Source organism: Candidatus Nitronauta litoralis (assembly GCA_015698285.1).
In the GTDB taxonomy this organism is placed as follows: domain Bacteria; phylum Nitrospinota; class Nitrospinia; order Nitrospinales; family Nitrospinaceae; genus Nitronauta; species Nitronauta litoralis.
This window is the reverse complement of sequence record CP048685.1, coordinates 3,676,622-3,698,540: the sequence shown is the minus strand read 5'-3', so window position 1 is coordinate 3,698,540 and position 21,919 is coordinate 3,676,622. Positions and strand designations below refer to the sequence as shown.

The following is a 21,919-nucleotide window of genomic DNA, read 5'->3' as shown; positions in this document are numbered from 1 at the left end:
AAGATGAACCAGGAACTGTTTCCTGAATTTGAATCTTCCTCAGGCTCTCCGCCACAACCTTTGGCCGAACGCATGAGACCTTCCTCCTGGGATGGGTTGGTTGGGCATGAACAACTGGTAGGGAATGCGAGTCCCCTGCGGTTACTTATCGAAAAGGATACAGGCTTGTCTTTTATCCTTTGGGGACCTCCGGGCTCTGGCAAAACCACGATTGCCCGGATAGTCGCTCAAATCACACAAAGTATTTTTCATGAACTCAGTGCCGTAAATGCCGGAGTGGCAGATATCAGGAAGGTGATAGAAGCTGCGCAAAAAAGCTGGAGGGGGCAGGGGAAACGTACCATCCTTTTCATTGATGAAATTCACCGGTTTAATAAGGCACAGCAGGATGCAATCCTCCCCCATATCGAAAATGGTACTTTGAGGTTGGTGGGGTCCACCACTGAAAACCCTTCTTTTGAAGTAATTCCAGCCCTCAGGTCGCGGTGTCAGATTTTCAGATTGGGGGCATTAACGACAGACCATATCCGGGCTCTTCTGGATCGCGCACTTTCGGATAAAGATCGGGGATTGGGGCAGGAGGTTCCGGATGTTGAAGAGGAAGCCCTGAATCTGATTATCAGTCATGCCAACGGGGATGCACGACGGGCGCTCAATGTTTTGGAAGCTTCAATTGAGGCTCATGGTCGATCGGAATCAAAATCCGATCAGCTTGAGAAAAAGACGGTTGAAGGGATTATTCAACAGGTTGCGGTGCTTTATGATAAAGATGGTACCGAACATTTTGACCATGCCTCTGCTTTCCAGAAAAGTTTGAGAGGTTCCGACGCGGATGCTTCTGTATACTGGCTTGCCAAAATGATTGCCGGAGGAGAAGATCCTCGGTTTATTGCGCGGCGGCTAGTTATTACCGCTTCTGAGGATGTCGGGAATGCGGATCCAATGGCCCTGGTTCTTGCCAACGCGGCAGCCAATGCAGTGGAACGGATTGGCTTGCCTGAAGCGAGGATTCCCCTGGCTCAAGCCGCTATTTATGTGGCCCGTGCAATAAAAGACAATTCGGCTATTATAGCGGTCGATTCTGCTCTTGCAGAAATCAATCACCGGGGGGGATCCTATCCTGTCCCTGAACATCTTAAAGACACTCATTATAAAGACGCAAAATCACTACATGGATTTGGAAAGGATTACCGTTACCCGCATGATTATCCGGACGGCAAGGTGCAGCAGGAATACCTCCCTTCGGAATTAAAAGGGAAACAATTTGTTCCCGAGCCAAAGAAAAACAAACAATAATCAAATCTTTAAGGAGTGACACTGTATTACCATGACCAATGCAATGCGATTTTCAAGTTTTGACGAATTGGTTGAAGGCCGCCTGCGGGGGAATCAACTCATGCTCAGTGGAGTGGGTCTGACTCCTGAAGAAGCCCGTTTGCTTTGGAGTTCACCGAGACTTTTGGAAGTCAGCTGGCTGGACCTCGAAGATAATAAATTGGGGGATGAAGGGGTTCGCGAGCTCGCACAATCGGAAAATTCGACCAATATTCAAATGTTGAGTTTGACCCGGAATGGAGTGACAGACGATGGCTTGAAGTTTCTGGCGAATTCATCAAACCTGAAGAAATTAAAGCGCCTTCACTTAAAGGAAAATAAGATTGCCGGTGAAGGTATTCTGGCTTTATTCCAAAGTCCTGTCCTGGATAACCTTTCGATTTTTCATATCAATGATGGTTGGTCCTGCCGCAAGCGAGATGGCTGGCGTTACCGGTCACGGGACGTAAAATGAGCGAAACAGTAAACAGCAATCAACTTCACCTGCATGTTTCCGGAGTGGATCGCCCTGGAGTTCTTGCTGACGTTCTGGCATTTATCGTCGAGTCAGAGTGTCTGGTGGTTGATATCAAACAGTTCGTGTTCAACGGGCTGCTAAACCTTTCTCTTTTGGTCGAATGCAAAGATGTTTCCAAGCTGGAGGCTTTGAGGCATTCAATTGTTAAGGTCGAAAAGCTGAAGAAATATCATATTGGGTGCACTCCCTGGGAAAGGGAACTACGACCTGAAAGGCCTTACAAATTCCGGCAGGTCGTCACCCTTCTGGGTCGACGCCTTGGGCCCGTAGCACTTGCTGAATTGACCCGGACTCTGGCCTCGCTTGATCTTAATATCCTGAGAATCGAACAACTGGATTACAGTGATCATCATGTTCTCGAATTTGTCATTGGCGCGCAAAAACGAATGGCCGGGGTAAATGTCCTAGATGCTCTGGTGAACTTTAAGGAACAGTTTGAAGTTGATCTTGCTGTGCAGGAGGATACGCTGTTTCGACGCAATAAACGGCTCATCGTGATGGATGCGGATATGACGTTTCTTCAGTGTGAAGTCATCGATGAACTGGGCAAGGTCGCAGGGGTTGGAGAGGAATTGGGGCAGATCACCAGGGCTGCAATGAATGGCGAGGTGGATTTCGAGGAAGCTTTAAGGCGGCGGGTGGCTTTACTAAAAGGATTAACTGTTGAACAGTTACACGAAGTTTCGTCCCGGATTCCCTTAACCCCTGGCGCTGAAACGCTGGTGGCCATATTAAAAAAGCTGGGCTTTAAAATCGCCATTGTAAGTGGAGGGTTCCGGTTTTTTATCGACCAGTTTAAAGAAACTTATGGTCTGGATTACGGGTTTGCCAACAGCCTGGAATTGACCGACGGCAAGGTGACTGGAAACCTTGTCGGAGATATTGTGGATGCAGGTGCGAAAAAGGAAATCCTGTTATCGCTGGCTGAAAGAGAAGGTTTGTCGGTTGAACAGATTGTGGCAGTCGGTGATGGCGCCAATGATATTCAGATGCTGGCCAGTGCCGGTCTGGGCATCGCGTTTAATGCAAAACCCATTGTTGAACAGCATGCCCAGGCGAGCCTGAAAACGCTGAATCTGGAGCCGATATTGTATTTTCTTGGAATCCCCGGGATTGAGATCCAGGAGTTGCGCGATATATTGCAAACCGGGAGATAAAAATGAAATTTAATTATTATGAGTGACTGATCTTAAGATTCCATCCACGTTTTTTACACTCTTCTTCTAATCTTTTACCCTCCAAGACCTTATCCACCGTTAAGGGGCCAGCGGGTAATTCGCCTTTTGCAGCCAAATGGGCGACGATTGCAATATGCCAGCCTGTCATTTTTTCCATTGCCGTAAACCCTGTATGATCATCGAAAATGTCCATCAACTCTACGGTGCAGGAACCTGGTTTTCCATTTTGTATTCCATTACATTTTGTCCGGATAACCGAAATGTCTCGGGCTTCCTGGCTTGAGATTTTAGGTTCCAGAAGGGTGTGGAAGAATTCTCTGGGAACAATTTTGGTGTCTCCAACATCAACTGTCTCAAGTTCAAATAACCCCAGTCTTTTATAAGCTTCAAAAGTTTGCCAGTGCCCTGGATAGCGGAGAGTTTTATTTTCCAGCTTTTTTAATTTGTCTTTTAGAATCCAGGGAATAGTCGATAGACCACCGGAAGTAACCGCGGCTTCCAGAGTACCCAAAGGCGAATCGAATGAGAGTGCTTCAAGTTCCGTAAGGCAGGGAATGTTTGCGACTTTTCCACCTCTAATAAAACAGGCATCGGCGAAGTATTCGTTCGTCAGCCCGTTGATGTGAAAAGTCGATACATAATTCCAGGGGGGAACCGGATTTTGTGGTAATCCGCCATCCCAGATGAATAATTCTTCGGGCTCTTCAATGAAAGACATGGCGTGAATTCCAAGATTAATATTCAAGCCTGGCGCCATTCCGCAGTCTGGGATTATGGTGATTCCTTTTTCCCTGGCAGATTCTCCAAGGACCAGAATTTCCCGAGAGGTCCCTGTGTGCCCACCCAGGTCGCAAAGGTTTGTGCCCGTATCTATGGCGGCTTCAGTGAGAGTGAGGTTGTAAAGGTAAGGGACAGCGCTGAGAGCCGTATGGATTCCCAAAAATGCCTTTCGGACTTCGTCAGAATCACGGACATCAAGAAATTTGCCCTGAGCAATTTCCCGGCCGGTGAGTTGATTGATTTTTGCGGCACCACGCGATGCTCCTGACCAACTCAAGTCGAAGAGAAGGATTTCCTCGGCTTCTCCAAACCTGGCCAGGTCATATGCTGCGGAGACTCCCTGACGCCCGGCTCCTAAAATTGCGTATCTATAAGACATAGCCTGAAAAATTAAATGTTCCAAAGATTCCACCTTTTTTAAGTGGAATCTTAACCACGATAAATTCCTGGAATTTATCGGGAACTATACACCAAGAAAGAATGAATGCAAAAAAGGAAGGGACAATTAATCGAGCAGGACAATACCAACAGTCTGCTCAAGGGAGCAAGGCTCCTGATTGGAGGCTTCTTTCCACCCTATATTTGTCAAAGTTCTGGATATATCAATACCGCATCCCTGCAGGGTTGGGCGTGCCTGTTTGGGATATTCGCAATGGGTGTCTACCGTGCAGACTTCACACAGATTACAGGGGAGGGCTTCCAGTGCGAAGGCCTTTCCAAACCCGAGCGATTTGTAATGTGTTTCGAGACCCAGGACCAGTTCATGGACCTTTAATGATTCTTCAGCTTCGACCACCAGGACTTTTTCATAATCCATTAGGATATCCGACATTTCCTGCGTGGTTGGGGTGAAGGTCGGGCAGGTGTGCCTCCGTCCAAAATGCTGACAACCGAATTGGCATTTAAGTCGGGTCCAGTTTCCCAAACAAATGGTGTGAGCCCGTATGACTTTGGCGTCAACTGCACCACGATTCTTTGCTTCGCCAACAAAATCGATGTCGGTTGTCAAAATCGTGGAAGATCGTCTGGGCTTGAAAAGTTCAGTTACCATATTGGTTTCATTGGGATGTTTGGGAATGAATTCGAAAAGTCTATGCTACAATTCTATTTTAGAAGCAATATCTTTGTACCAGTAATAAAAATGGATTCTAGCAGGTAAATAACCCCGGACCAAGTTCAGATTTTCCGGGTTCCTCTCTGGACCTTCTTAGTTTATAAACAGTTACCCCATTGTCAGTGTCGCAAAACCAACAGGTTGTATTGATAGGAAAGTAAAGGTGTGAATGGAATTCCCTTATAAAGGAGTGGTGTTTGACTGGGCCTGGACCCTTCTCGACCTCGGAGCTGAAGAGGATGAATCCGCTTTTTTCAAGATGATGGAATTTCTCCGGGCACATGGGTTTTATGAAAAAAACCCGGAAACAGCTTATCGAAATTCGAAAAAACTTTTCAGGGAACAGATTCAGGTTTCAAGAGAATCTATGCTGGAGGCCCATTATGAGTGTGTCCTCAATTATATAGCTCTTGAAAGAGGTTGGGAATTACCGGCTGAAGTGAAAGTAGAAGCCTTGAAAACTTACTATCAGGAAATTTTCTCCCAACGCCGGGTTTATCCACAAGCCGGCCCAACTTTACAAGGCTTGAAAAAATGTGGTGTCAAAATTGGTCTGGTCTCAAATACGACCAACCCGGGTTATATTAAAAATCTTGAGCGGGAATATTTTGGTCTTGCTCCCTATTTTGACTTTGCGATTTATTCCTCAGACGTTCCTTTCAGAAAACCCCATCCCTCTATTTTTAACCTGGCTCAAAAACGGATGGGGTGCCTTCCGGAAAAGATTTTATTTGTCGGTGATAGTTACGAGGCCGATATTGTGGGAGCGCATCGTGCAGGAATGGCCACAGCCTGGATCAACAGGGAGAAAAATGAACAACCCGCAGGACCTACACCTGACTATCAACTGGCAGAGCTGGATGAACTGTTGACCATCAAAGCCATGATGGTTGGTGGATGACCTTTGCTTTCTGGAGAAGAAAACAATGCACCGGTTTTTTACCTCTCCGGAAAACTTTAAGAATGATTATGTGGAAATTAAAGGTGCGGAGCTGCATCACCTGAGTCATGTGCTTCGACTGGGTGAGGGAGGCATTATCGAAGTTCTGGACGGGGAGGGCAAGTGTTGTCGCGTAGAATTAATCGAAGTGAGCGCTAGCGTCGCATGTGGGAAGGTTCTTTCACAAACAGGTGAGGATAAAGAATCTCCTGTGTTCATCAATATGGGACTTTCTTTATTAAAGGGGAAGTCCATGGACAATGCGATCCGGAAAGCTGTTGAGCTTGGAGTCGGGAAGATTGTTCCGATTATGGGTTTACATTGTGTTTCCCGTTTAAAAGAAAATGAAATTCCCGGTCGGATTGAACGCTGGGCTGGTATTGTACGGGACGCTGTTAAACAATGTGGTCGGGTAAAAGTTCCGGAAATAGTAGTGCCCGAAACAGTTAAATCCTATTGCCAGGACAATGATGAGACTTCTTTAAAAATTCTCTTTTGGGAGGGGGAAGAAAAAACCGGGTTGTCTGATATAGATCGAAATGAAAAACCAACCGAAATTCAGTTTCTTGTTGGCCCTGAAGGGGGTTTTTCTCTAGATGAAGTGAATCAGGCTCGCGCTGCAGGCTTTATTACGGTAAGCTTGGGCTCTCGGGTGCTTCGCGCCGAGACAGTCCCTCTTGTAGCGCTAACCTTGCTGCAATATCGCTGGGGTGACCTGGCTTCCAGTCCATTAAAAACATGAATTGACCACAACTAACCCGGCTATCCTGCGCCGGTGATTTCCTGCCATGACGTTTCAATTAAAAATCGACATATTTGAAGGCCCACTGGATCTCCTGCTATATCTTCTGCGGGAAAAGAAGATGGACATCTGTGATATCCCGATAGTCGATATCACGCGTCAGTATATGGAGTATCTGGAGTTATTAAAGGACCTCAACCTGGAACTCGCAGGCGAGTATCTAGTGATGGCTGCAGAACTGATGCGGATCAAAACACGATCCCTTTTACCCAAGCCGCCGCAGGAGGACGAGTCGGAAGAGGGAAATGACCCGCGAGCTGAACTTACACGCAGATTGCTGGAATATCAGAGGTATAAAAATGCCTCCTTTGACCTGAGACAAAAGGAGCACGAGCGGCAGCAATTGTTTGGAAGAGGGGCAGAAATCGCCATTGTGGATGAAGGCGATGAAACTCTGGTAGAGGCCAATGTGTTTGACCTGTTCAGTGCATTCAAAAAAATATTGGATGACAAAAAGGATCTACCGGGATACGAGGTTGAAATCACTCACTTATCAGTGACAGACCGAATCCACTATTTACTTGAACTTCTCAATGCAACCGACAGTGTTACTTTTGAATCCCTGTTTACCCCCTTGAATACCAAGCAGGAAATCATCGTTACCTTTTTAGGACTATTGGAATTAATGAAGTTGAAACTTGCCCGGATTCAGCAAATAGGGAGTTTTGAAACCATTCGAGTATACGGGTCCGCAGATAAAGAGACTCAGGATGAGGTCCTCAAGGATTACAAAGAGGATGGAGTCTCCTTGGATTTTAAAACAGATTCCTGATTGTTTCTTCTTAATCTAAGTTTTTTCATAAATCTTTTGCAAATATGCAATTTTCAACAAGTTTATATAGAATTGAAATAAATGGCGTTTTGGTTGTTTGACTTTGGTTTTTGTCTTGTCTATTCTTAACAAAGGAGTAGACGAAATGCGTCGAATTTTCAGGAGAGAATCATGGTAAAAAGAACAATAGTAGCGGTTGCTGTACTTGGGCTTTTGTTTACAGGATGTGCCTCTAGAGGAGGCTATGCTCCAACCGTTGACCCTTATGGTGATCCTAATGCGGATCGAATCTCACAGGATACGGCTGAATGCCGGTCGCTTGCGGAGCGTGCCTCAGGAGACACTGCAACCGAAACCGGTAAAGGCGCTTTAGTGGGCGGCCTTTTGGGTGCTGCAGCCGGTGCTGCAATCGGAGCTGCAGTTGGTAGTCCCGGAACAGGTGCCATGGTAGGGGCGGCCGCCGGTGGACTTGGTGGCGGTGCCAAAGAGGGGCTCAGTGCTGAAGAGACTTTTAAAAGGTCTTACCAGAACTGCATGCGCAACCGCGGTCATAACGTTATCGATTAGTTTGCCTGCCCGGGCTGCGGCTGCCAATAAATGCCAGAAAGTTTCGGGGCAAGGTGTCAGGGTTCTGGAGGTCTTCCCATTTGAGGCAATTTTTGCTTGGAAGGCATTATTCTCTCCTGAAAGATCACCGGAAGAAGGTTAGCCTTCTTCCGGTTTTTTTTTGGATTCCGTTGTCAGGGTCTAGAGGATATAATAGGGTAAGGAAAATCAAGGGAATTTGAGAGTAGTTCGACCTCATGATTCATGAGGAGATGGACAGCTTTTTTTTAAAGATCCTTTTGGGATTAACAATTTCCTTCTAAAACAAAAGATCTACTGGAAACATGATTTCACAAATCCGGGAAGACATTCAAGAAGCTTTAAAAAAGGACCCTGCTGCCAGAAGTGTCCTCGAGGTCTTGCTGTGCTACCCCGGTGTCCATGCATTGATGGGGTACCGTGTGAGTCACTGGCTATGGGGGAAGGGCCTCAGGCTGCTGGCCCGGTTTATTTCCTATTTGGCTCGTTGGTTTACGGGTATTGAGATCCATCCGGCAGCGAAGATAGGGCGGCACTTTTTTATCGACCATGGAGCTGGTGTGGTTATAGGTGAAACCTCCCAGATTGGTGACAATGTGTTTATGTATCAGGGTGTGACTCTTGGTGGACTTAGTATGATCAAGGGAAAAAGACACCCAAGCATCCTGGGCAATGTAGTTATTGGTGCCGGAGCCCATGTTCTGGGACCGGTCACAGTCGGAAAAAACGCCAAGATCGGTGCAGGTTCTGTGGTTGTCCAGGATGTTCCCGAGTATTGCACGGTGATTGGAGTTCCCGGCCGTGTGGTGTTCTCAGGCGTGTCCGCCGACCAGGAGGACCCGGAAGAAATGTTTCGTGACCCGATGGCGCAGGCCATTGAAGCTGTTCTTGATCGGTTGCCTCAAATGGAACGGGATATTCAAGCACTTAAGGGCAAGGTTGAAGAATTGTCATCTGAAGCTGCAACGGCTCATACCCAGGAAACTGTCATCATTCCCAAGCCTCGTTCCTGATCTCTCTTTTAACATCTTTTCTCCCACGTCTTTTAAATGAAACCCGTCTACCTTGATTATAACGCGACTACTCCTTTAGCACCTGAGGTTCTAGTCGATATGCTCCCAATTTTAAAAGAAAATTTTGGAAATCCCTCCAGCGTGCATTCCAGAGGGCGAGCAGCTAGGGTTAAACTGGATGAAGCTCGCGAGCAAGTAGCGAATCTTTTACAAGCTCACCCAACTGAACTGGTGTTTACCAGTGGTGGAACGGAATCTGATAACCTCGCCATCCTGGGTATAGCTCACGCTTTAAAAGAAAAAGGACGGCATATTATTACGTCCGCTATAGAACACCCGGCGGTGCTCAACCCTTGTCGTCAATTAGAGGCTGAGGGCTTTTCGGTAGACTATCTTCCTGTAGACAATACGGGTTATCTGGAACCGGAATCAGTGATGGAAGCTCTAAGGGAAGACACCATTCTGGTTTCTATCCAGCATTCTAATAGTGAAGTTGGGCGTATTCAGGATATTTCCAAAATCTCAGAAATTGCCAGGCATCGAGGCATTTTGATACACACCGACGCCGTGCAAAGTGCCGGCAAGGTTGCTCTTGATGTCGAGTCTTTGGGGGTAGACCTGCTTTCGTTATCGGCCCATAAGATATATGGCCCAAAGGGGGTCGGGGCTTTATGGATTAAAAGAGGAACTCCTGCTTTAACTCCTGTTCTCTTTGGCGGCGGCCAGGAAAAAAAACGGCGGGGAGGAACTGAAAATGTAGCAGGAATTGTTGGTTTTGGACGTGCAGCCGAAATTGCTGATGGAATTTTGGATGAGGAGTCGAAAAGAGTACGGCAGGTTCGGGACCAGTTTCACAAAGACCTGCGGCAACAAATTCAAGGCGTCAGGGTCCACGGGGACCCGGATAAGGGACTCCCAAACACCCTTAGTTTTGCTGTTGAGGGGATCAGTGGGCAATCCATGCTGGTCCGGCTGGATGTCGAGGAAATATCTGTCTCTACCGGCACAGCCTGTTCATCGGGAGTTACTCAGCCATCCGAGGTCCTCACCGCACTCGGGGTTCCTGAGGATATTATAGAAGGTACCTTGCGGATGAGTTTGGGGAGGGGAACAAGTGCGGAGGATATGAAGCGGGTCCTTAAAGTGGTTTGCGGTGCTGTAGAGGCTATCCGTGGTCGGGCAACAGCGACGACCTGAGAACCGGACTGATTCATAGTCAGGAAATAGAGACTTTAAATTTGTTTAAATTTGTTAAAATTCAAAATTGACAAAAATCCGCAAAATTCATACAATAAAGCCTAATAAAAATGGGGTCTCACCCCTTGTTGGAGCCTACCATGTTGCATAATATTTCCCGCCTTACGCTTATCGGCCTTTGCGCCATTTCCCTCACTTTCTCCGGTTGTAGTTACATTCCCTGGATCGGAGATGATGAAAGCGAAGAAGACCTGGCATTCGAACAGGAGTTTGGTGATGAGAATGCATCTGAATTTGATGAAGAACAGCAGGCATCCAGTGATGAGGATGGTTTTTTTGCTGATGACGAATCAGGTGGTGTTTCCGATGATAGCGGATTTGATGACTCTGGTTTTGACGACCCCGAAGACAGTGGTTCGGGAGGAGGAGGGTTTGCCAGTGTGAACCAGAGTGCAGGTTCCAACGAGTTACGCACAGATGTCGAAACCTTGCAGGCGCAGCAGGAGGCCTTGATTACCCGTGTACGTGAATTGCAGGAGATCATCCAGACAATGGAGCCGAGACTTACTGCGGCTCAGACCCAGTTGGAAAACTCCATGGGCGGGGTTACAGGACAGGCCGCAGAGATACAGCCGGAAATTGAAAGATTGAAAAGTGAAGTCAGTCAACTCAACCAGGAAATTTCCCGTCTGAAGACCAAAGAAGGGGCCATGTCCATGGCATCAGCTTCGAGGTCTACTTCGCGCACGCATTCAAGAGCATCTCGTGGTGGTTCCCGACTACCTGCAGCCTACACGCAGGCTCTCAATGCCTACCGGTCTGGGGATTTTGATGGCTCCATCCTGCAGTTCCAGGAGTTTTCGCAAAAAAGTCCTCCGAGTCATCTAAAGGACAACATCCTGTTCTGGATTGGCAGCAACTATTTCAAACTCGATATGTATGACGATGCTATTGCCCAGTTCCAATCTGTTATTGACAATTACCCGAGGGGCAACAAGGTTCATGATTCCCGCTTTATGTTGGGTGTGAGTTATTTTAAAAAAGGTGACCGGGGCCGAGCCCTGGATATTCTGGAAGCGGCTTTGAAAACGAATCCTCCTGGGGAAGTAAGAGATAAGATTCAAAAACAATTGATGGAAATAAAATAGTTTTCCCCCTCAAAGTGGGCAACAACTACTTTTACCGGGGGGCTTTGTAAAAATCCGGTTGATGCAAATTGCCAATTGAGATATCCTCCCCAGTGAAAAGGAAAGGTTTGTTCCTTTTCATTTATCAGACATTTTTCCACTCCACGAAACTGACCACTGGCCCGAAAAAAGGGCTTGAAATCCCAGAGGCGCTTCCTCTTTGCTAATTCATGGATTATCCCTGGCGCTGAGCCTATGGAGATAATTTCTGGATTCCGCTTAAAAGGAAGTTTTCAAATTATTAAATCTGGTTGCCTTGTATGACTCAGAAGCCCCAGGCTGTTGGCATTATTCCAGCTCGCTGGGATTCCTCCAGATTCCCGGGCAAGCCGTTGGCATTGTTGGGTGGAAAACCAATGGTCCTATGGGTTATGGAAGCTGCAGATCGGGCAGCAAGTCTTGATGAGGTCATAGTTGCAACTGACGATTCCCGGATTCGGGATGCGGTGACTCAGGCGGGTGGAAAGGCCTGTATGACTTCTCCTGAACACGAAACCGGGTCTGACCGGATCGCAGAAGTTGCGGCAGGTGGAAATTGGGAAATTGTAGTCAATATTCAGGGGGACGAACCTCTGATTGATCCTTTTGTTATTGACCGGGCTGTAGAAGGATTGAAAGCCAATCCGGATATTCCAGTATCCACATTGAAAACACCGATCAAGTCCAAAGAGGAATTTAACGACCCAAACGCGGTAAAAGTGGTTACGGATATAAATGATCGGGCTTTGTACTTTTCCCGTTCGTCCATTCCCTTTGACCGCGATGGAAACCAGGGTGATAAAGAAAAGATAAAAGGAAGCTATCGTCACCTGGGTCTTTATGCTTATCGAAAAAACTTTTTAATTGAGTTCACTCAAATGCGATCAACGATTCTTGAAACGAAGGAAAAGCTGGAGCAATTGAGGATTCTGGAATCCGGACACTCCATTCTGGTTCTCGAAGTTTCAAGTATTTCCCCCGGGGTGGATTGCCCGGAAGATTTAGCTCGTCTGGAAACATTAATCAAAGACCGGGAGTGATGATTTAATGGCGACAAGTGGAAAGAAAAAATCCAACGGTAAAAAGGTGAAATATATTTTTGTTACCGGTGGAGTGTTGTCATCCTTGGGCAAGGGGATTGCTGCCGCTTCGATCGGATCTTTGCTTGAAGGCGCGGGCCTGAAAATTACCATTCTGAAACTGGACCCCTACATCAATGTGGATCCCGGCACGATGAATCCGTTTCAACATGGTGAGGTTTACGTCACAGACGACGGGGCCGAAGCGGACCTGGATTTGGGGCACTATGAACGGTTCACAACAGCCCGGATGACACGACAAAACAATGTCACCGCGGGAAGAATCTATTACGATGTTCTTCAAAAAGAGCGGGAAGGAGCTTACCTCGGTTCGACCGTTCAAGTGATTCCCCATATTACTGATGAAATCAAACAGCGGGTCATTGCTGTCAGTCATGACGTGGATGTTGTGATTTGTGAAATCGGGGGAACGGTAGGGGATATTGAAAGCCTTCCGTTTCTGGAAGCCATTCGCCAGTTCCGTTTTGATGTTACACCAAGAAATGTTTTGTATATCCACCTCACACTGGTGCCTTATATCAGTACAGCTGACGAGCTCAAGACCAAACCCACTCAACACAGCGTTCAAAAGTTGCGTGAAATTGGTATACAGCCTGATATTCTGTTGTGTCGGGCGGAAAAGAATCTGGGCCAAGACATCAAAAAGAAAATCGCACTCTTTTGTAACGTAGAACAGGAAGCGGTTATCAACGCTGTTGACGTTAAATCCATTTACCAGGTTCCTCTGCGATTTCATGATGAAGGACTGGACAGGATTATTTTGGAAAAACTGGGATTAACCTATAAAACTCCTGAATTAGCGGAATGGCATAAATTCAATGATGTGTTGGAAGGGACTTCTGATGTTGTCAATATCGGGATCGTCGGAAAATATGTTGAATTAAAAGAATCGTACAAAAGCCTTTGTGAAGCGCTCATTCATGGAGGGGTTGGCAACAATACTCGCATTAATCTGGTTTGGGTGTCAGCGGAAGACCTGGAGGAAGAAGGGGGTACCGATTGTCTGTCAAAATGCGATGGGATCCTCGTGCCAGGTGGATTTGGCGACCGTGGATTCGAGGGTAAGGTCAATGCAGCCCGTTTCGCAAGGGAGAACAAAGTTCCCTATTTTGGGATCTGTCTTGGAATGCATTGTGCTGTAGTCGAGTTTGCCCGAAACGTTGCCAATCTGGAAGGAGCCAACAGTACAGAATTTCTTCCTGAAAATAAACATCCGATCATTTCCCTAATGAACGACCAGCAGGTAAACGGAAATAAGGGTGGGACTATGAGGCTCGGTGATTACCCGTGCCAGTTGAGGAAAGACTCATTTGCTTTTAAAGCTTACGGACTCCGGGAAATTAAAGAGCGCCATCGACATCGATATGAGTTCAACAACAAATACCGCTTTCAACTCGAAGAAGCCGGTCTTTGCATCAGTGGTATTTCCCCAAGCGGTAACCTCGTGGAAATTGTTGAAATTTCCGACCACCCCTGGTACCTGGCAGGGCAATTCCATCCTGAATTCAAGTCTTCTCCCAGAAAACCTCACCCCTTATTTCGGGAGTTCATCGCTCACGCCAAGGAGTTCCACAGCGCACATCAGTCTTGACCCAGAGGAACACTCACCACAATACCCCCGATAACATCAAACAACTTGAAGTCGTGCCTTGGGCTTTTCGCATGTCCGTTGTGGCATTGGACGCAAGCCGGTGTATTGGCTATATCAGGGTAAACTGCCTGAAAATAATCGCGATTTCCAATATGCACCTTACCTATATAGGGTCGTACCGGTTGATCGGATACAGCTTTCAGTCCCGTGCTTTCGAACTCATTGGCCGCTCCGTTGTGAGGGTTAATCGGCCATAAGCTGATCAGTTTAAAATCCAGACCTGGTTTGCGGTGTCGGATCAATTCCGAGGCGTTGAGTAAGAATTGCGCCGGCAGAAGAAGAGTGTTTTCCTCCCACCAGTTTTCAGTCGCATAGATCACTCCTTTATTTTGAAGCCGATTCACCACCGTTCCAGCATAAACACTACGATCAGCATCCAGAATTGCGTGCACGTAATCCGCAACCACTTCGGGTGCAACAGTGTATGAATTGGCTTTGTCATCCCCGGTTCTTTGTTGCACAGGAAAGGATATATGGATACCTCCCATAACATCTCCTTTTGAAAAATCCTTTCGGGGACTATTGGGATGGGCATTGTGGCATTTGGCACAGCTTTTTGTGACTGCAAGATCGGGATAGATTGCATTGAATCGTGTTTTCCCATTAAATTTGCCAATCCAGATGAAGGGACGATCCGAATTTTTTAAAACTTCGCCCAAACCGGCTTTTTCATTTTCAGATGAGGGGCCGTTGTCAGGATTAATCGGCCAAAGGCTCATCAACCGGTAGTGCAACCCGGATTCATTTTTCTCTACATGCCTGGAGGCATTCAAAAGAAATTGAGCAGGAAGTAACAGGGTGTTGTCCTGTTGCCAGTTTTCGGTTGCAGGAAGGTTGACCGTTTCTGTCAACCGTTCAACAATAAATTCAGAATATATTGTCCGGTCAGCTTCAATCACCGCATGAATGTAGTCTGCAGCGACCGAGGGAGAGATGTGCGGCTGTGACTGCCCTTGGGCTGGAAGAGGGGAAAAGAAAAATGCAGGAAAAAGCGAAAGGATAAAAAATAAACCGGGAAAGGTTTTCATATTGCACCTCCCACTGATGTTTTTTTAACTGGGCTTCATCAACTATCTATTATCATCTTTTGAAAACTGGAAAGACAGTAAAAAAAATTCGTGTTTCTGAAAAATAACTCTTGGAAATCAGGTTTTTTCCGTGCCTGCATTCCTGACTTTTTTATTGAAAATTTCCTTGGTCCTTTTCTCCAACTGCTTTTTCCTTAACGTCTCATTTTGCTGGTGGCGTAAACTGGTAGTACTGTTCCGGTTGCCAAGATTCTGAAAAAGATGCCCCACTTTTTCAGCGAGGTTGGATACAAAATCGATGATGGTATCCAGGATAACAAAGGGGATTTCCCTGTGTGCTTTATAAACCACAAAAATCATCAAAACTGCCAGGAAGATATTGGGAATCCAAACAGAATAGAGAGCAGGGAGTTTTCCCGATGATCCCAGGTTTTGAGTTGAGACCAAGCCAACGTAATAAGCCAGAATGATCAAGGCGCACATGGCAAAGCCACCGGATCTCCCGGATCGGCTTGATTTAATTCCGAGCGGGGCTCCAATGAGTGCAAATAACAGGCAGGTGAGGGGTATTGAAAACTTTTTGCTTAGTTCCACTTCTTCTCGGAAAACGGTATAACCCTCTTCCTTCTTTTTCTTTATCTTCGCCCTGAGTTCACTGAGGGACATTTCGCGGTTGTTGGCCAATAATTCATGCTCAATTACACCGGATTTAGGTAAGGCAAGGTTGACATCGTATCGATCAAAACTCAGAATCTGATAATTGCGCCCACGTTCGGTTGTGTTGTGAATGGTTCCGTTGCTGAGTTGCAGTTGAATTTTAAAAGAATCCGGGTCGGTGACAATGACTCCCTTTTTGGCCAGGATAATCCGGTTTGAGCCCGGCGTTGATGTGTCTGCAACAAACAGGTTGCCCAGTTCGGATCCACTTTTGCGGGATTGGGCAAAAATGATCAGATTACGAAAGTCTCGATTAAAAACGTTAGGCTTGATGTCAAGGTTGGCGCGGTGGCGTACAATATCGAACACCATTTTTTTGAATGAGTAGTTCCCCCAGGGCAAAGCATAGAAAATAACCAGATTATTAAGGATATAGGCAATTACGGCGAAAGCCATGACCGGTCGCATCAAATAGAGAAAACTCCAACCGCTGGCCTTCATGACTACAAATTCATTGTCTCCGGATAACTGGTTGAACACCACCACACTGGCGACCAGAACACTCATCGGAATGGTGATAGCAAGAAATGCCGGGGAGATGTAAAGCATCATCCGGCTCATTTCACTGAAAGTCACTCCGCGGCTCAGAATCAGCTTGGCGATAAACAGCAACTTGTCCAGAAACAGAATGCCTGTAAGAAAAAGAGTGCTGAGAATGAATATTTTCAGCAGTTCCCGGACAATGTATTTGTAGATGATTTTCATAAGCGTTGTTACAATTGCCTGGGCGGGTCCAAGTTGGTTTAGGCGAGGGCAAACCCGAGTTTGGGAGGGATCCTTCCTGCGACAAGTTTTGATTATACTATTCTAACTCACTGAATTTAAGGAAAATCCGTGACGCAATTTTCGATTCAGAAAAGCCGGAGGCTTCCGAGCTGGTTGAAAACGCCTTTACCCGGGGGCTCTGAATACACTCAATTAAAATCTCTGGTGGGTAAACACGGCCTACATACGGTTTGTGAGTCAGCTTCCTGTCCTAATCTTGGCGAGTGCTGGAATTCGGGAACACTGACCATCATGATTCTGGGCGATCATTGTACACGGGCGTGCCGATTCTGCGATGTGCCTACCGGTCAGATTCACCCACCGAGAATTGAAGAACCAGGGGAAGTCGCTTCCCTCCTTGCAAAAATGAATCTTCGCTACGTGGTCATCACGTCAGTTGATCGGGATGACTTACCGGATGGTGGCTCGGGGCTCTGGGCTGAAACGATCAGCCAGGTTAGAAAGGCCTGTCCGGAACTTAAAATAGAAACACTCATACCGGATTTCCGCGGAAATGAAAAACAGATTGCTACCGTATGTGAAGCAGAACCCGATGTCCTCTCTCACAATATTGAAACCGTCGCTTCGCTCCAGAAAACGGTTCGGCCTCAATGCAGTTATGACTGGTCTCTGGAAACACTCAGAATATCTTCTGGAAAATTCGGATTGGTGACCAAGAGTGGACTTATGTTGGGTCACGGCGAGACCCGAAGGGAGATCAGTGAAACGATGCGGGATTTATTTGATGCCGGCTGCAGGATTCTGACCATAGGGCAATATTTGAGGCCCACACGAGACCATCTTGAGGTGGTCGACTATATTCATCCGGATGTTTTTGCGGAATTAAAGGAAGAGGGTGAATCCCTCGGTTTCGACCACGTCGAATCGGGTCCACTGGTTCGAAGCTCCTACCTTGCCGATCAACAGGCAAAGCAAGCGGGGATTTAGAGGAGCCCTCTGAGTCCGTCATCTATTTGTCACAAGAATAAATCCCCTCCTGGTAAGTTCACAAAAAGCTTTTCATTTTTCAGGGTTTAGCGACTTAAGTCCTTTTTGGCACAGGGTTTGCTCTTCAATTGGCATGTTCCATCTCTGCCAAAAACCGGACGGTCATGTTTCCAGATAAAATTGGCTCATTTGAGCTTTTGAAAGCACTCATCAGCGGAACATCGGTAAACGACTCCAAGAGAATTGCCAAGGTCTTTGAGGTGTTCCTTCAAAAGAGTCGTTTGGGTTTACCAGACAATCCTCAAATTCCCCCACTCCAGAAATACACTACAGAGGGTGTTGATCTTTCGAGGTTGAAAGAAAGTTTTAATTCGAATGTAAGACCCTATGATTTCAAAAATACTATTAAGGCTTTGAATTCGATCAAATCAAAATCAGAATCCGAAATACAAAAACAGATTGACCAGTACAAAAATAATATTCCCAGGTCCATTCCGCTTCTGGCAAATCGAGCAGCAGAAAAACACGGTGTGCCAAAAAGCCTGTTTCGAAAAATGATCTGGATCGAATCTGAATTTAATTCAGGTGCCGTTAGCCCAAAAGGCGCGATGGGTCTTGGGCAATTGATGCCCGATACCGCGCGAGAACTTGGACTGAGAGTGGGGCCAGATAAAAATGAAGGATCTGTCTGGCACCCGGAGTCAAATCTGGATGCTGCAGCTCGTTATATGAAATGGTTACACACGCAATTCGTTAAAAAGGGAATTGAAGCTGAAGAGGCCTGGAAATTTTCCGCCGCTGCCTATAATGCAGGAATTGGAAACATCTCAAAGGCCATAAACCGGGCCGAAGGTGAGGGTGTAACCAAATGGGCGAATGTGGCACAAAAATTACCAGAAGTCACCGGGCGATCCTCAAGAGAAACGCTCAACTACCTGGTGCGGTTAAATGTTAAAATTTAAAGATTATTTTTTGATAAGAGGCTGGACGGCTTTAACAACCCGGGCTTTCCAGTCGAACCGGAATCGGTCGGCATCTTCTTTTGTTCGGCGGCATATCTGCTCGTAATAGTACTTTTCTTCCATCGACCGCTTGATCATATGCGCCAGTCGTTCTGCATCATGTGGCGGGAACCTCTGGTCGTGTCGCGAGATGACCTCCTGGTTTTCCGGGATATCACTTACGAAGCAGGGGACTTCACAGGCCATTGCCTCCAGAAGTGAATTGGACATTCCCTCTTTAAGCGAAGGGAGAATAAATAAATCGGTACCGGGTAGAAGTGAAGTAACATCGTTGCGCCATCCTGAAAAAATTACCCTGGAATCCTGCTGCATTTCTTTGGCTAGGGATTTTAATTCTTCGACCTCTTCACCGTCTCCCAATAACAAAAGTTTGATCCGCTCACTTTCGATCCTGGATAAAGTGGAGAATAGGATTTCGATGTTTTTCCCTTTGTGAAATCTACCTGTGGTGGCGATCACAAAATGTTTTTCCTGAATTCCAAAAATAGTATTTAAAAATTCCCGTGCTTTTTTTCTGTCAATTGAAATGTCCGGCAGGTGGTTTGGGAGGACCCCGGCTTTTTTGGTGAGTCGGGCGTATTTTTCCCTGGTGGATTTCAGGACTGTGTTCGAATTTGCTATAGCAGCGTCGGCAAGTTCGATTCCTTTTTCGTTCAACTGATGTTCGATTTTGTTCGCCCAGCTGGCCTGTTTGTATGAATAAAGTGATTCGTTTGGAATGGTGCGTAGAAAAACCACGATCGGGATTTTATAAAACTTTTTAAGGAGTCCGCATATCCAGGCGTAAGGTGGGGAAAATACTGAAATCAGTTTTGGCTGTACCTTTTTCCCGATGTACAGGGTAAACAATGGGCATAGCAAAAAGAAGCTTGCCCAGAACCAGGGAGTGTCGTGCCGTTTGAACGGTAGAGGTAGAATGTGGGGGATCAGTCTTTTGTGCTTATAGGGGTAGGGCTTTACGGCGATGTAATGAACAGTCCAGCCCTGCTCCAGATAAGCCTGGATTTTCATTTGAAGCCTGAGCGAATAGCCCCCTGGCTTGTGCTTGTAATTTACGACAAGAATATTGGTCAAAGGCATGCTGTGCTAAAAGTCGAACTGAATGGGTTGCTGCTGAGTGAGGCAATGGGGTCCGCCCAAACCACTTACGAGAACTTTTCCGTTGACGGGAATAACCTCGCGGTCCGGGAAAATTCGGCTCAAAAGATTTTCCGCTTCTTTGTCATTGGGATGATCAAATACAGGAAGCAGGACCACATTGTTTCCTATGTAAAAATTTGCATAACTTGCCGGAAGGCGTTCCTCACCTTCCCGGACCAGACCCGGTGTTGGCAATGAAATCACATTCAATTCTCTTCCATCCTGGTCGGTGGCTTTTTTGAGTGCTTTCAGGTTTTTATCGATACAGTCGTGATTCGGATCCTGTTCGTTAGTCTCATCCAGGGCCAACACAGTTTGTGAATCTGTAAAACGGACGAGATTATCTATGTGGCCATCCGTATCATCTCCTTCTACTTGCCCATCACACCAGATAATGTGTGTTACTCCAAGATACTCTTTAAGAATTTGTTCAATTGTATTTTCGTCGATGTCCAGATTTCGGTTTGGGTCGAGAAGGCTTTGGCGGGTTGCAACCAGGGTTCCCTGACCATTTACTTCAATGCTGCCTCCCTCAAGAACCAATTCCGGTTCAAATGTTCTTACTTTTATTTTATCCAGGACCCCTTTGCCGGCTTTTGTGTCAAGCGGGTAATCATACTTGTTTCCCCAGGCATTGAATTTCCAGAGGGTGGCGGCGGTTTCCGTACCACCTGTTTCGGTTTCTCTGGAGAGAAAAGTGGGACCGTAATCCCGAACCCAGGAATCGTTTGTGGGTATCTGAAAAAATTTTATTTTTTCCAGATCGATTTGTTTCTGCACCATGCGTTTTGCGGCTTTCTCCTGCATGGCTTCATCATTCACCAGGAGGTTGACGGTTTCGCCTGTTGCCAGAGCTGCGATCATTTCAAGGTACACGGACTTAACTTGATCGAGTGTATACCCGATCCAGGTTTCCTCGTTATGAGGCCAGGTCAGCCAGGTGGCCTCGTGTAGCTCCCATTCGGCAGGCATGGAGAATCCGCAGGATTGCGGAGTGGATGACTCTGTCATGGCGTATCCAGGAGAATTTGGTTTAAACCTGAATAGGCGTCTACCCGGCGATCCCGCAAAAACGGCCAACCTTGTCTGGTATCTTCTATTAAATTCAAATCAAAAGTTGCGATGAGCACTTCAGGGTCCTCCTCAGAAGCACGAGCCAAAACTTCACCGAAAGGGTCGCACATAAAGGATTGCCCCCAGAAAGTGATACTGCCTTCTTTCCCAACACGGTTGGTTGAGGCAACGAATACGCCGTTGGCAATGGCATGGCTACGTTGAATGGTTTCCCAGGCTTGCCTTTGTTTGTCTGCAACCGGGCGGTCTTCCTCCTGAAATCCTATTGCTGTTGGATAAAAAAGAATATCCGCCCCTGAGAGTGCTGTCAGCCTGGCTGCTTCCGGAAACCATTGATCCCAGCAGATGAGAACGCCGATTTTGCCATATTTGGTGTCAAAGGCCTGAAACCCCAGATCACCGGGAGTGAAATAAAACTTTTCGTAAAAACAGGGATCGTCTGGGATATGCATTTTGCGATAGCGACCCGCGAGAGTACCGTCCGCATCGATTACCACTGCCGTATTGTGATACACCCCAGCCGAGCGCTTTTCAAAAAGCGGTGCAATGATGACGATATCCTTTGCTTTGGCAATTCTAGTAAAAGCCTCGGTGGAGGGGCCTGGGATGGTTTCGGCCAACTCAAACCTTTTAGTGTCTTCTGTCTGGCAAAAATACGGGGTTTTATATAATTCCTGTAGACAGACAATATTAGCACCCGCTTCAGCGGCTTGATGGATATTGTCTATTGTTTCCTCAAGGTTTTTATCAAGGGAATCAAGATCCTTCCTTTGTATAAGTCCAACATTTACCGTGGATGTTATTTCATGATTTGGCATGATTGTGGGGACCCTTTTTTAGCCCGGCGGCTTAATTGTGGGAAATGTTACGGCCTATATGTGATAAGTTATAAGGAACCCTCAAGTACTTCGAGTTTTTTGCCAATGGGATCGCTTGTAGCAGTAATTTTCCGTCCAAAATCAAATGGATAGGAACATGGTCTGATACCCAAACCTGAGGTACCCTGATTAAGATAGGAATTAAAGAGTATAATTAAACTCCATCTGATCATCAAGTTAACCCTTTTTCAGGAAAG

General features: G+C 46.5%; 21 protein-coding genes. 14 read left to right on the top strand and 7 right to left on the bottom strand.

Annotation, left to right across the window (positions count from 1 at the left end; genetic code table 11):
- The first annotated feature begins 3 nt into the window (after positions 1-3).
- From G3M70_16965 to serB, 3 genes are read left to right on the top strand one after another with little or no spacing between them, the layout of a single operon-like run.
- Positions 4-1,296: a replication-associated recombination protein A gene (locus tag G3M70_16965; GenBank protein ID QPJ63473.1), complete on the top strand. Its 1,293-nt coding sequence runs from the start codon at positions 4-6 to the stop codon at positions 1,294-1,296.
- Between the two features lie 31 nt (positions 1,297-1,327).
- The gene (locus G3M70_16960) at positions 1,328-1,789 is read left to right on the top strand and encodes a hypothetical protein (protein QPJ63472.1); all 462 of its coding nucleotides are present in this window, start codon (positions 1,328-1,330) and stop codon (positions 1,787-1,789) included.
- Positions 1,786-3,009 (top strand): phosphoserine phosphatase SerB, encoded by a 1,224-nt coding sequence (serB, locus tag G3M70_16955; protein QPJ63471.1) that lies wholly within the window; start codon positions 1,786-1,788, stop codon positions 3,007-3,009. Before G3M70_16960 ends, serB begins: the two co-directional genes overlap by 4 nt.
- Positions 3,010-3,025: 16 nt before the next feature.
- On the opposite strand, the gene G3M70_16950 is transcribed toward serB, so the two are convergent.
- Positions 3,026-4,213, bottom strand: a complete 1,188-nt coding sequence (locus tag G3M70_16950) for a hypothetical protein (GenBank protein ID QPJ63470.1) — start codon at positions 4,211-4,213, stop codon at positions 3,026-3,028.
- 102 nt (positions 4,214-4,315) lie between these two features.
- On the bottom strand, positions 4,316-4,861 hold the full coding sequence (locus tag G3M70_16945; protein ID QPJ63469.1) for a DUF2284 domain-containing protein: 546 nt from the start codon (positions 4,859-4,861) through the stop codon (positions 4,316-4,318).
- A 232-nt stretch (positions 4,862-5,093) separates the two neighbouring features.
- Between G3M70_16945 and G3M70_16940 the strand changes: the two genes are divergently transcribed.
- From G3M70_16940 to G3M70_16900, 9 genes are all read left to right on the top strand, one after another.
- Complete coding sequence (locus G3M70_16940; GenBank protein ID QPJ63468.1) at positions 5,094-5,825, top strand: HAD family hydrolase; 732 nt, start codon at positions 5,094-5,096, stop codon at positions 5,823-5,825.
- Positions 5,826-5,850: 25 nt separating this feature from the next.
- Positions 5,851-6,606, top strand: coding sequence for a 16S rRNA (uracil(1498)-N(3))-methyltransferase (locus G3M70_16935; GenBank protein ID QPJ63467.1), 756 nt, complete (start codon positions 5,851-5,853; stop codon positions 6,604-6,606).
- A 46-nt stretch (positions 6,607-6,652) separates the two neighbouring features.
- Positions 6,653-7,438 carry a segregation/condensation protein A gene (locus tag G3M70_16930; GenBank protein QPJ63466.1) on the top strand — a complete coding sequence of 262 codons (786 nt, stop codon included), beginning with the start codon at positions 6,653-6,655 and terminating at the stop codon, positions 7,436-7,438.
- A 171-nt stretch (positions 7,439-7,609) separates the two neighbouring features.
- Entirely contained in the window at positions 7,610-8,005 is a 396-nt protein-coding gene (locus tag G3M70_16925; protein QPJ63465.1) for a hypothetical protein, read from the top strand.
- A 323-nt stretch (positions 8,006-8,328) separates the two neighbouring features.
- Entirely contained in the window at positions 8,329-9,036 is a 708-nt protein-coding gene (gene cysE / locus G3M70_16920) for a serine O-acetyltransferase (GenBank protein ID QPJ63464.1), read from the top strand.
- A 36-nt stretch (positions 9,037-9,072) separates the two neighbouring features.
- Positions 9,073-10,233, top strand: a complete 1,161-nt coding sequence (locus tag G3M70_16915; GenBank protein QPJ63463.1) for a cysteine desulfurase — start codon at positions 9,073-9,075, stop codon at positions 10,231-10,233.
- A gap of 140 nt (positions 10,234-10,373) precedes the next feature.
- A complete protein-coding gene (locus tag G3M70_16910; protein QPJ63462.1) occupies positions 10,374-11,381 on the top strand; it encodes a tetratricopeptide repeat protein in 1,008 nt (335 codons plus the stop codon).
- Positions 11,382-11,680: 299 nt separating this feature from the next.
- A complete protein-coding gene (gene kdsB, locus G3M70_16905) occupies positions 11,681-12,439 on the top strand; it encodes a 3-deoxy-manno-octulosonate cytidylyltransferase (GenBank protein QPJ63461.1) in 759 nt (252 codons plus the stop codon).
- Between the two features lie 7 nt (positions 12,440-12,446).
- Complete coding sequence (locus tag G3M70_16900) at positions 12,447-14,090, top strand: CTP synthase (GenBank protein QPJ63460.1); 1,644 nt, start codon at positions 12,447-12,449, stop codon at positions 14,088-14,090.
- Here G3M70_16900 and G3M70_16895 read toward each other — a convergent pair.
- Both G3M70_16895 and lptF read right to left on the bottom strand, forming a co-directional pair.
- Positions 14,081-15,178: a DUF3365 domain-containing protein gene (locus G3M70_16895; GenBank protein QPJ63459.1), complete on the bottom strand. Its 1,098-nt coding sequence runs from the start codon at positions 15,176-15,178 to the stop codon at positions 14,081-14,083. The two genes, G3M70_16900 and G3M70_16895, sit on opposite strands and share 10 nt — an antisense overlap.
- 117 nt (positions 15,179-15,295) lie before the next feature.
- Positions 15,296-16,600 carry an LPS export ABC transporter permease LptF gene (gene lptF, locus G3M70_16890; GenBank protein ID QPJ63458.1) on the bottom strand — a complete coding sequence of 435 codons (1,305 nt, stop codon included), beginning with the start codon at positions 16,598-16,600 and terminating at the stop codon, positions 15,296-15,298.
- A gap of 129 nt (positions 16,601-16,729) precedes the next feature.
- Here lptF and lipA point away from each other — a divergent pair, with 129 nt between their 5' ends.
- The gene (gene lipA / locus G3M70_16885; protein ID QPJ63457.1) at positions 16,730-17,608 is read left to right on the top strand and encodes a lipoyl synthase; all 879 of its coding nucleotides are present in this window, start codon (positions 16,730-16,732) and stop codon (positions 17,606-17,608) included.
- A 128-nt stretch (positions 17,609-17,736) separates the two neighbouring features.
- Complete coding sequence (locus G3M70_16880) at positions 17,737-18,570, top strand: lytic transglycosylase domain-containing protein (protein QPJ63456.1); 834 nt, start codon at positions 17,737-17,739, stop codon at positions 18,568-18,570.
- Between the two features lie 3 nt (positions 18,571-18,573).
- Here G3M70_16880 and G3M70_16875 read toward each other — a convergent pair whose 3' ends face one another.
- The 3 genes from G3M70_16875 to G3M70_16865 are packed head-to-tail and all read right to left on the bottom strand — an operon-like array spanning position 18,574 to position 21,662.
- Positions 18,574-19,710, bottom strand: a complete 1,137-nt coding sequence (locus tag G3M70_16875; GenBank protein ID QPJ63455.1) for a glycosyltransferase — start codon at positions 19,708-19,710, stop codon at positions 18,574-18,576.
- 6 nt (positions 19,711-19,716) lie between these two features.
- Complete coding sequence (locus tag G3M70_16870; GenBank protein ID QPJ63454.1) at positions 19,717-20,781, bottom strand: agmatine deiminase family protein; 1,065 nt, start codon at positions 20,779-20,781, stop codon at positions 19,717-19,719.
- A complete protein-coding gene (locus tag G3M70_16865) occupies positions 20,778-21,662 on the bottom strand; it encodes a carbon-nitrogen hydrolase (protein QPJ63453.1) in 885 nt (294 codons plus the stop codon). Before G3M70_16865 ends, G3M70_16870 begins: the two co-directional genes overlap by 4 nt.
- Between the last annotated feature and the right edge of the window lie 257 nt (positions 21,663-21,919).

Excerpts from the sequence above, each read along its gene's own strand:
- G3M70_16945 (QPJ63469.1), bottom strand. The coding sequence starts at position 4,861 with ATGGTAACTGAACTTTTCAAGCCCAGACGATCTTCCACGATTTTGACA.
- G3M70_16930 (QPJ63466.1), top strand. The coding sequence starts at position 6,653 with ATGACGTTTCAATTAAAAATCGACATATTTGAAGGCCCACTGGATCTC.
- G3M70_16870 (QPJ63454.1), bottom strand. The coding sequence starts at position 20,781 with ATGACAGAGTCATCCACTCCGCAATCCTGCGGATTCTCCATGCCTGCC.
- G3M70_16915 (QPJ63463.1), top strand. The coding sequence starts at position 9,073 with ATGAAACCCGTCTACCTTGATTATAACGCGACTACTCCTTTAGCACCT.
- G3M70_16875 (QPJ63455.1), bottom strand. The coding sequence starts at position 19,710 with ATGCCTTTGACCAATATTCTTGTCGTAAATTACAAGCACAAGCCAGGG.
- G3M70_16935 (QPJ63467.1), top strand. The coding sequence starts at position 5,851 with ATGCACCGGTTTTTTACCTCTCCGGAAAACTTTAAGAATGATTATGTG.
- G3M70_16865 (QPJ63453.1), bottom strand. The coding sequence starts at position 21,662 with ATGCCAAATCATGAAATAACATCCACGGTAAATGTTGGACTTATACAA.
- lptF (QPJ63458.1), bottom strand. The coding sequence starts at position 16,600 with ATGAAAATCATCTACAAATACATTGTCCGGGAACTGCTGAAAATATTC.
- G3M70_16900 (QPJ63460.1), top strand. The coding sequence starts at position 12,447 with ATGGCGACAAGTGGAAAGAAAAAATCCAACGGTAAAAAGGTGAAATAT.
- G3M70_16960 (QPJ63472.1), top strand. The coding sequence starts at position 1,328 with ATGACCAATGCAATGCGATTTTCAAGTTTTGACGAATTGGTTGAAGGC.
- G3M70_16910 (QPJ63462.1), top strand. The coding sequence starts at position 10,374 with ATGTTGCATAATATTTCCCGCCTTACGCTTATCGGCCTTTGCGCCATT.
- serB (QPJ63471.1), top strand. The coding sequence starts at position 1,786 with ATGAGCGAAACAGTAAACAGCAATCAACTTCACCTGCATGTTTCCGGA.
- G3M70_16895 (QPJ63459.1), bottom strand. The coding sequence starts at position 15,178 with ATGAAAACCTTTCCCGGTTTATTTTTTATCCTTTCGCTTTTTCCTGCA.
- G3M70_16940 (QPJ63468.1), top strand. The coding sequence starts at position 5,094 with ATGGAATTCCCTTATAAAGGAGTGGTGTTTGACTGGGCCTGGACCCTT.
- G3M70_16965 (QPJ63473.1), top strand. The coding sequence starts at position 4 with ATGAACCAGGAACTGTTTCCTGAATTTGAATCTTCCTCAGGCTCTCCG.
- kdsB (QPJ63461.1), top strand. The coding sequence starts at position 11,681 with ATGACTCAGAAGCCCCAGGCTGTTGGCATTATTCCAGCTCGCTGGGAT.
- cysE (QPJ63464.1), top strand. The coding sequence starts at position 8,329 with ATGATTTCACAAATCCGGGAAGACATTCAAGAAGCTTTAAAAAAGGAC.
- G3M70_16925 (QPJ63465.1), top strand. The coding sequence starts at position 7,610 with ATGGTAAAAAGAACAATAGTAGCGGTTGCTGTACTTGGGCTTTTGTTT.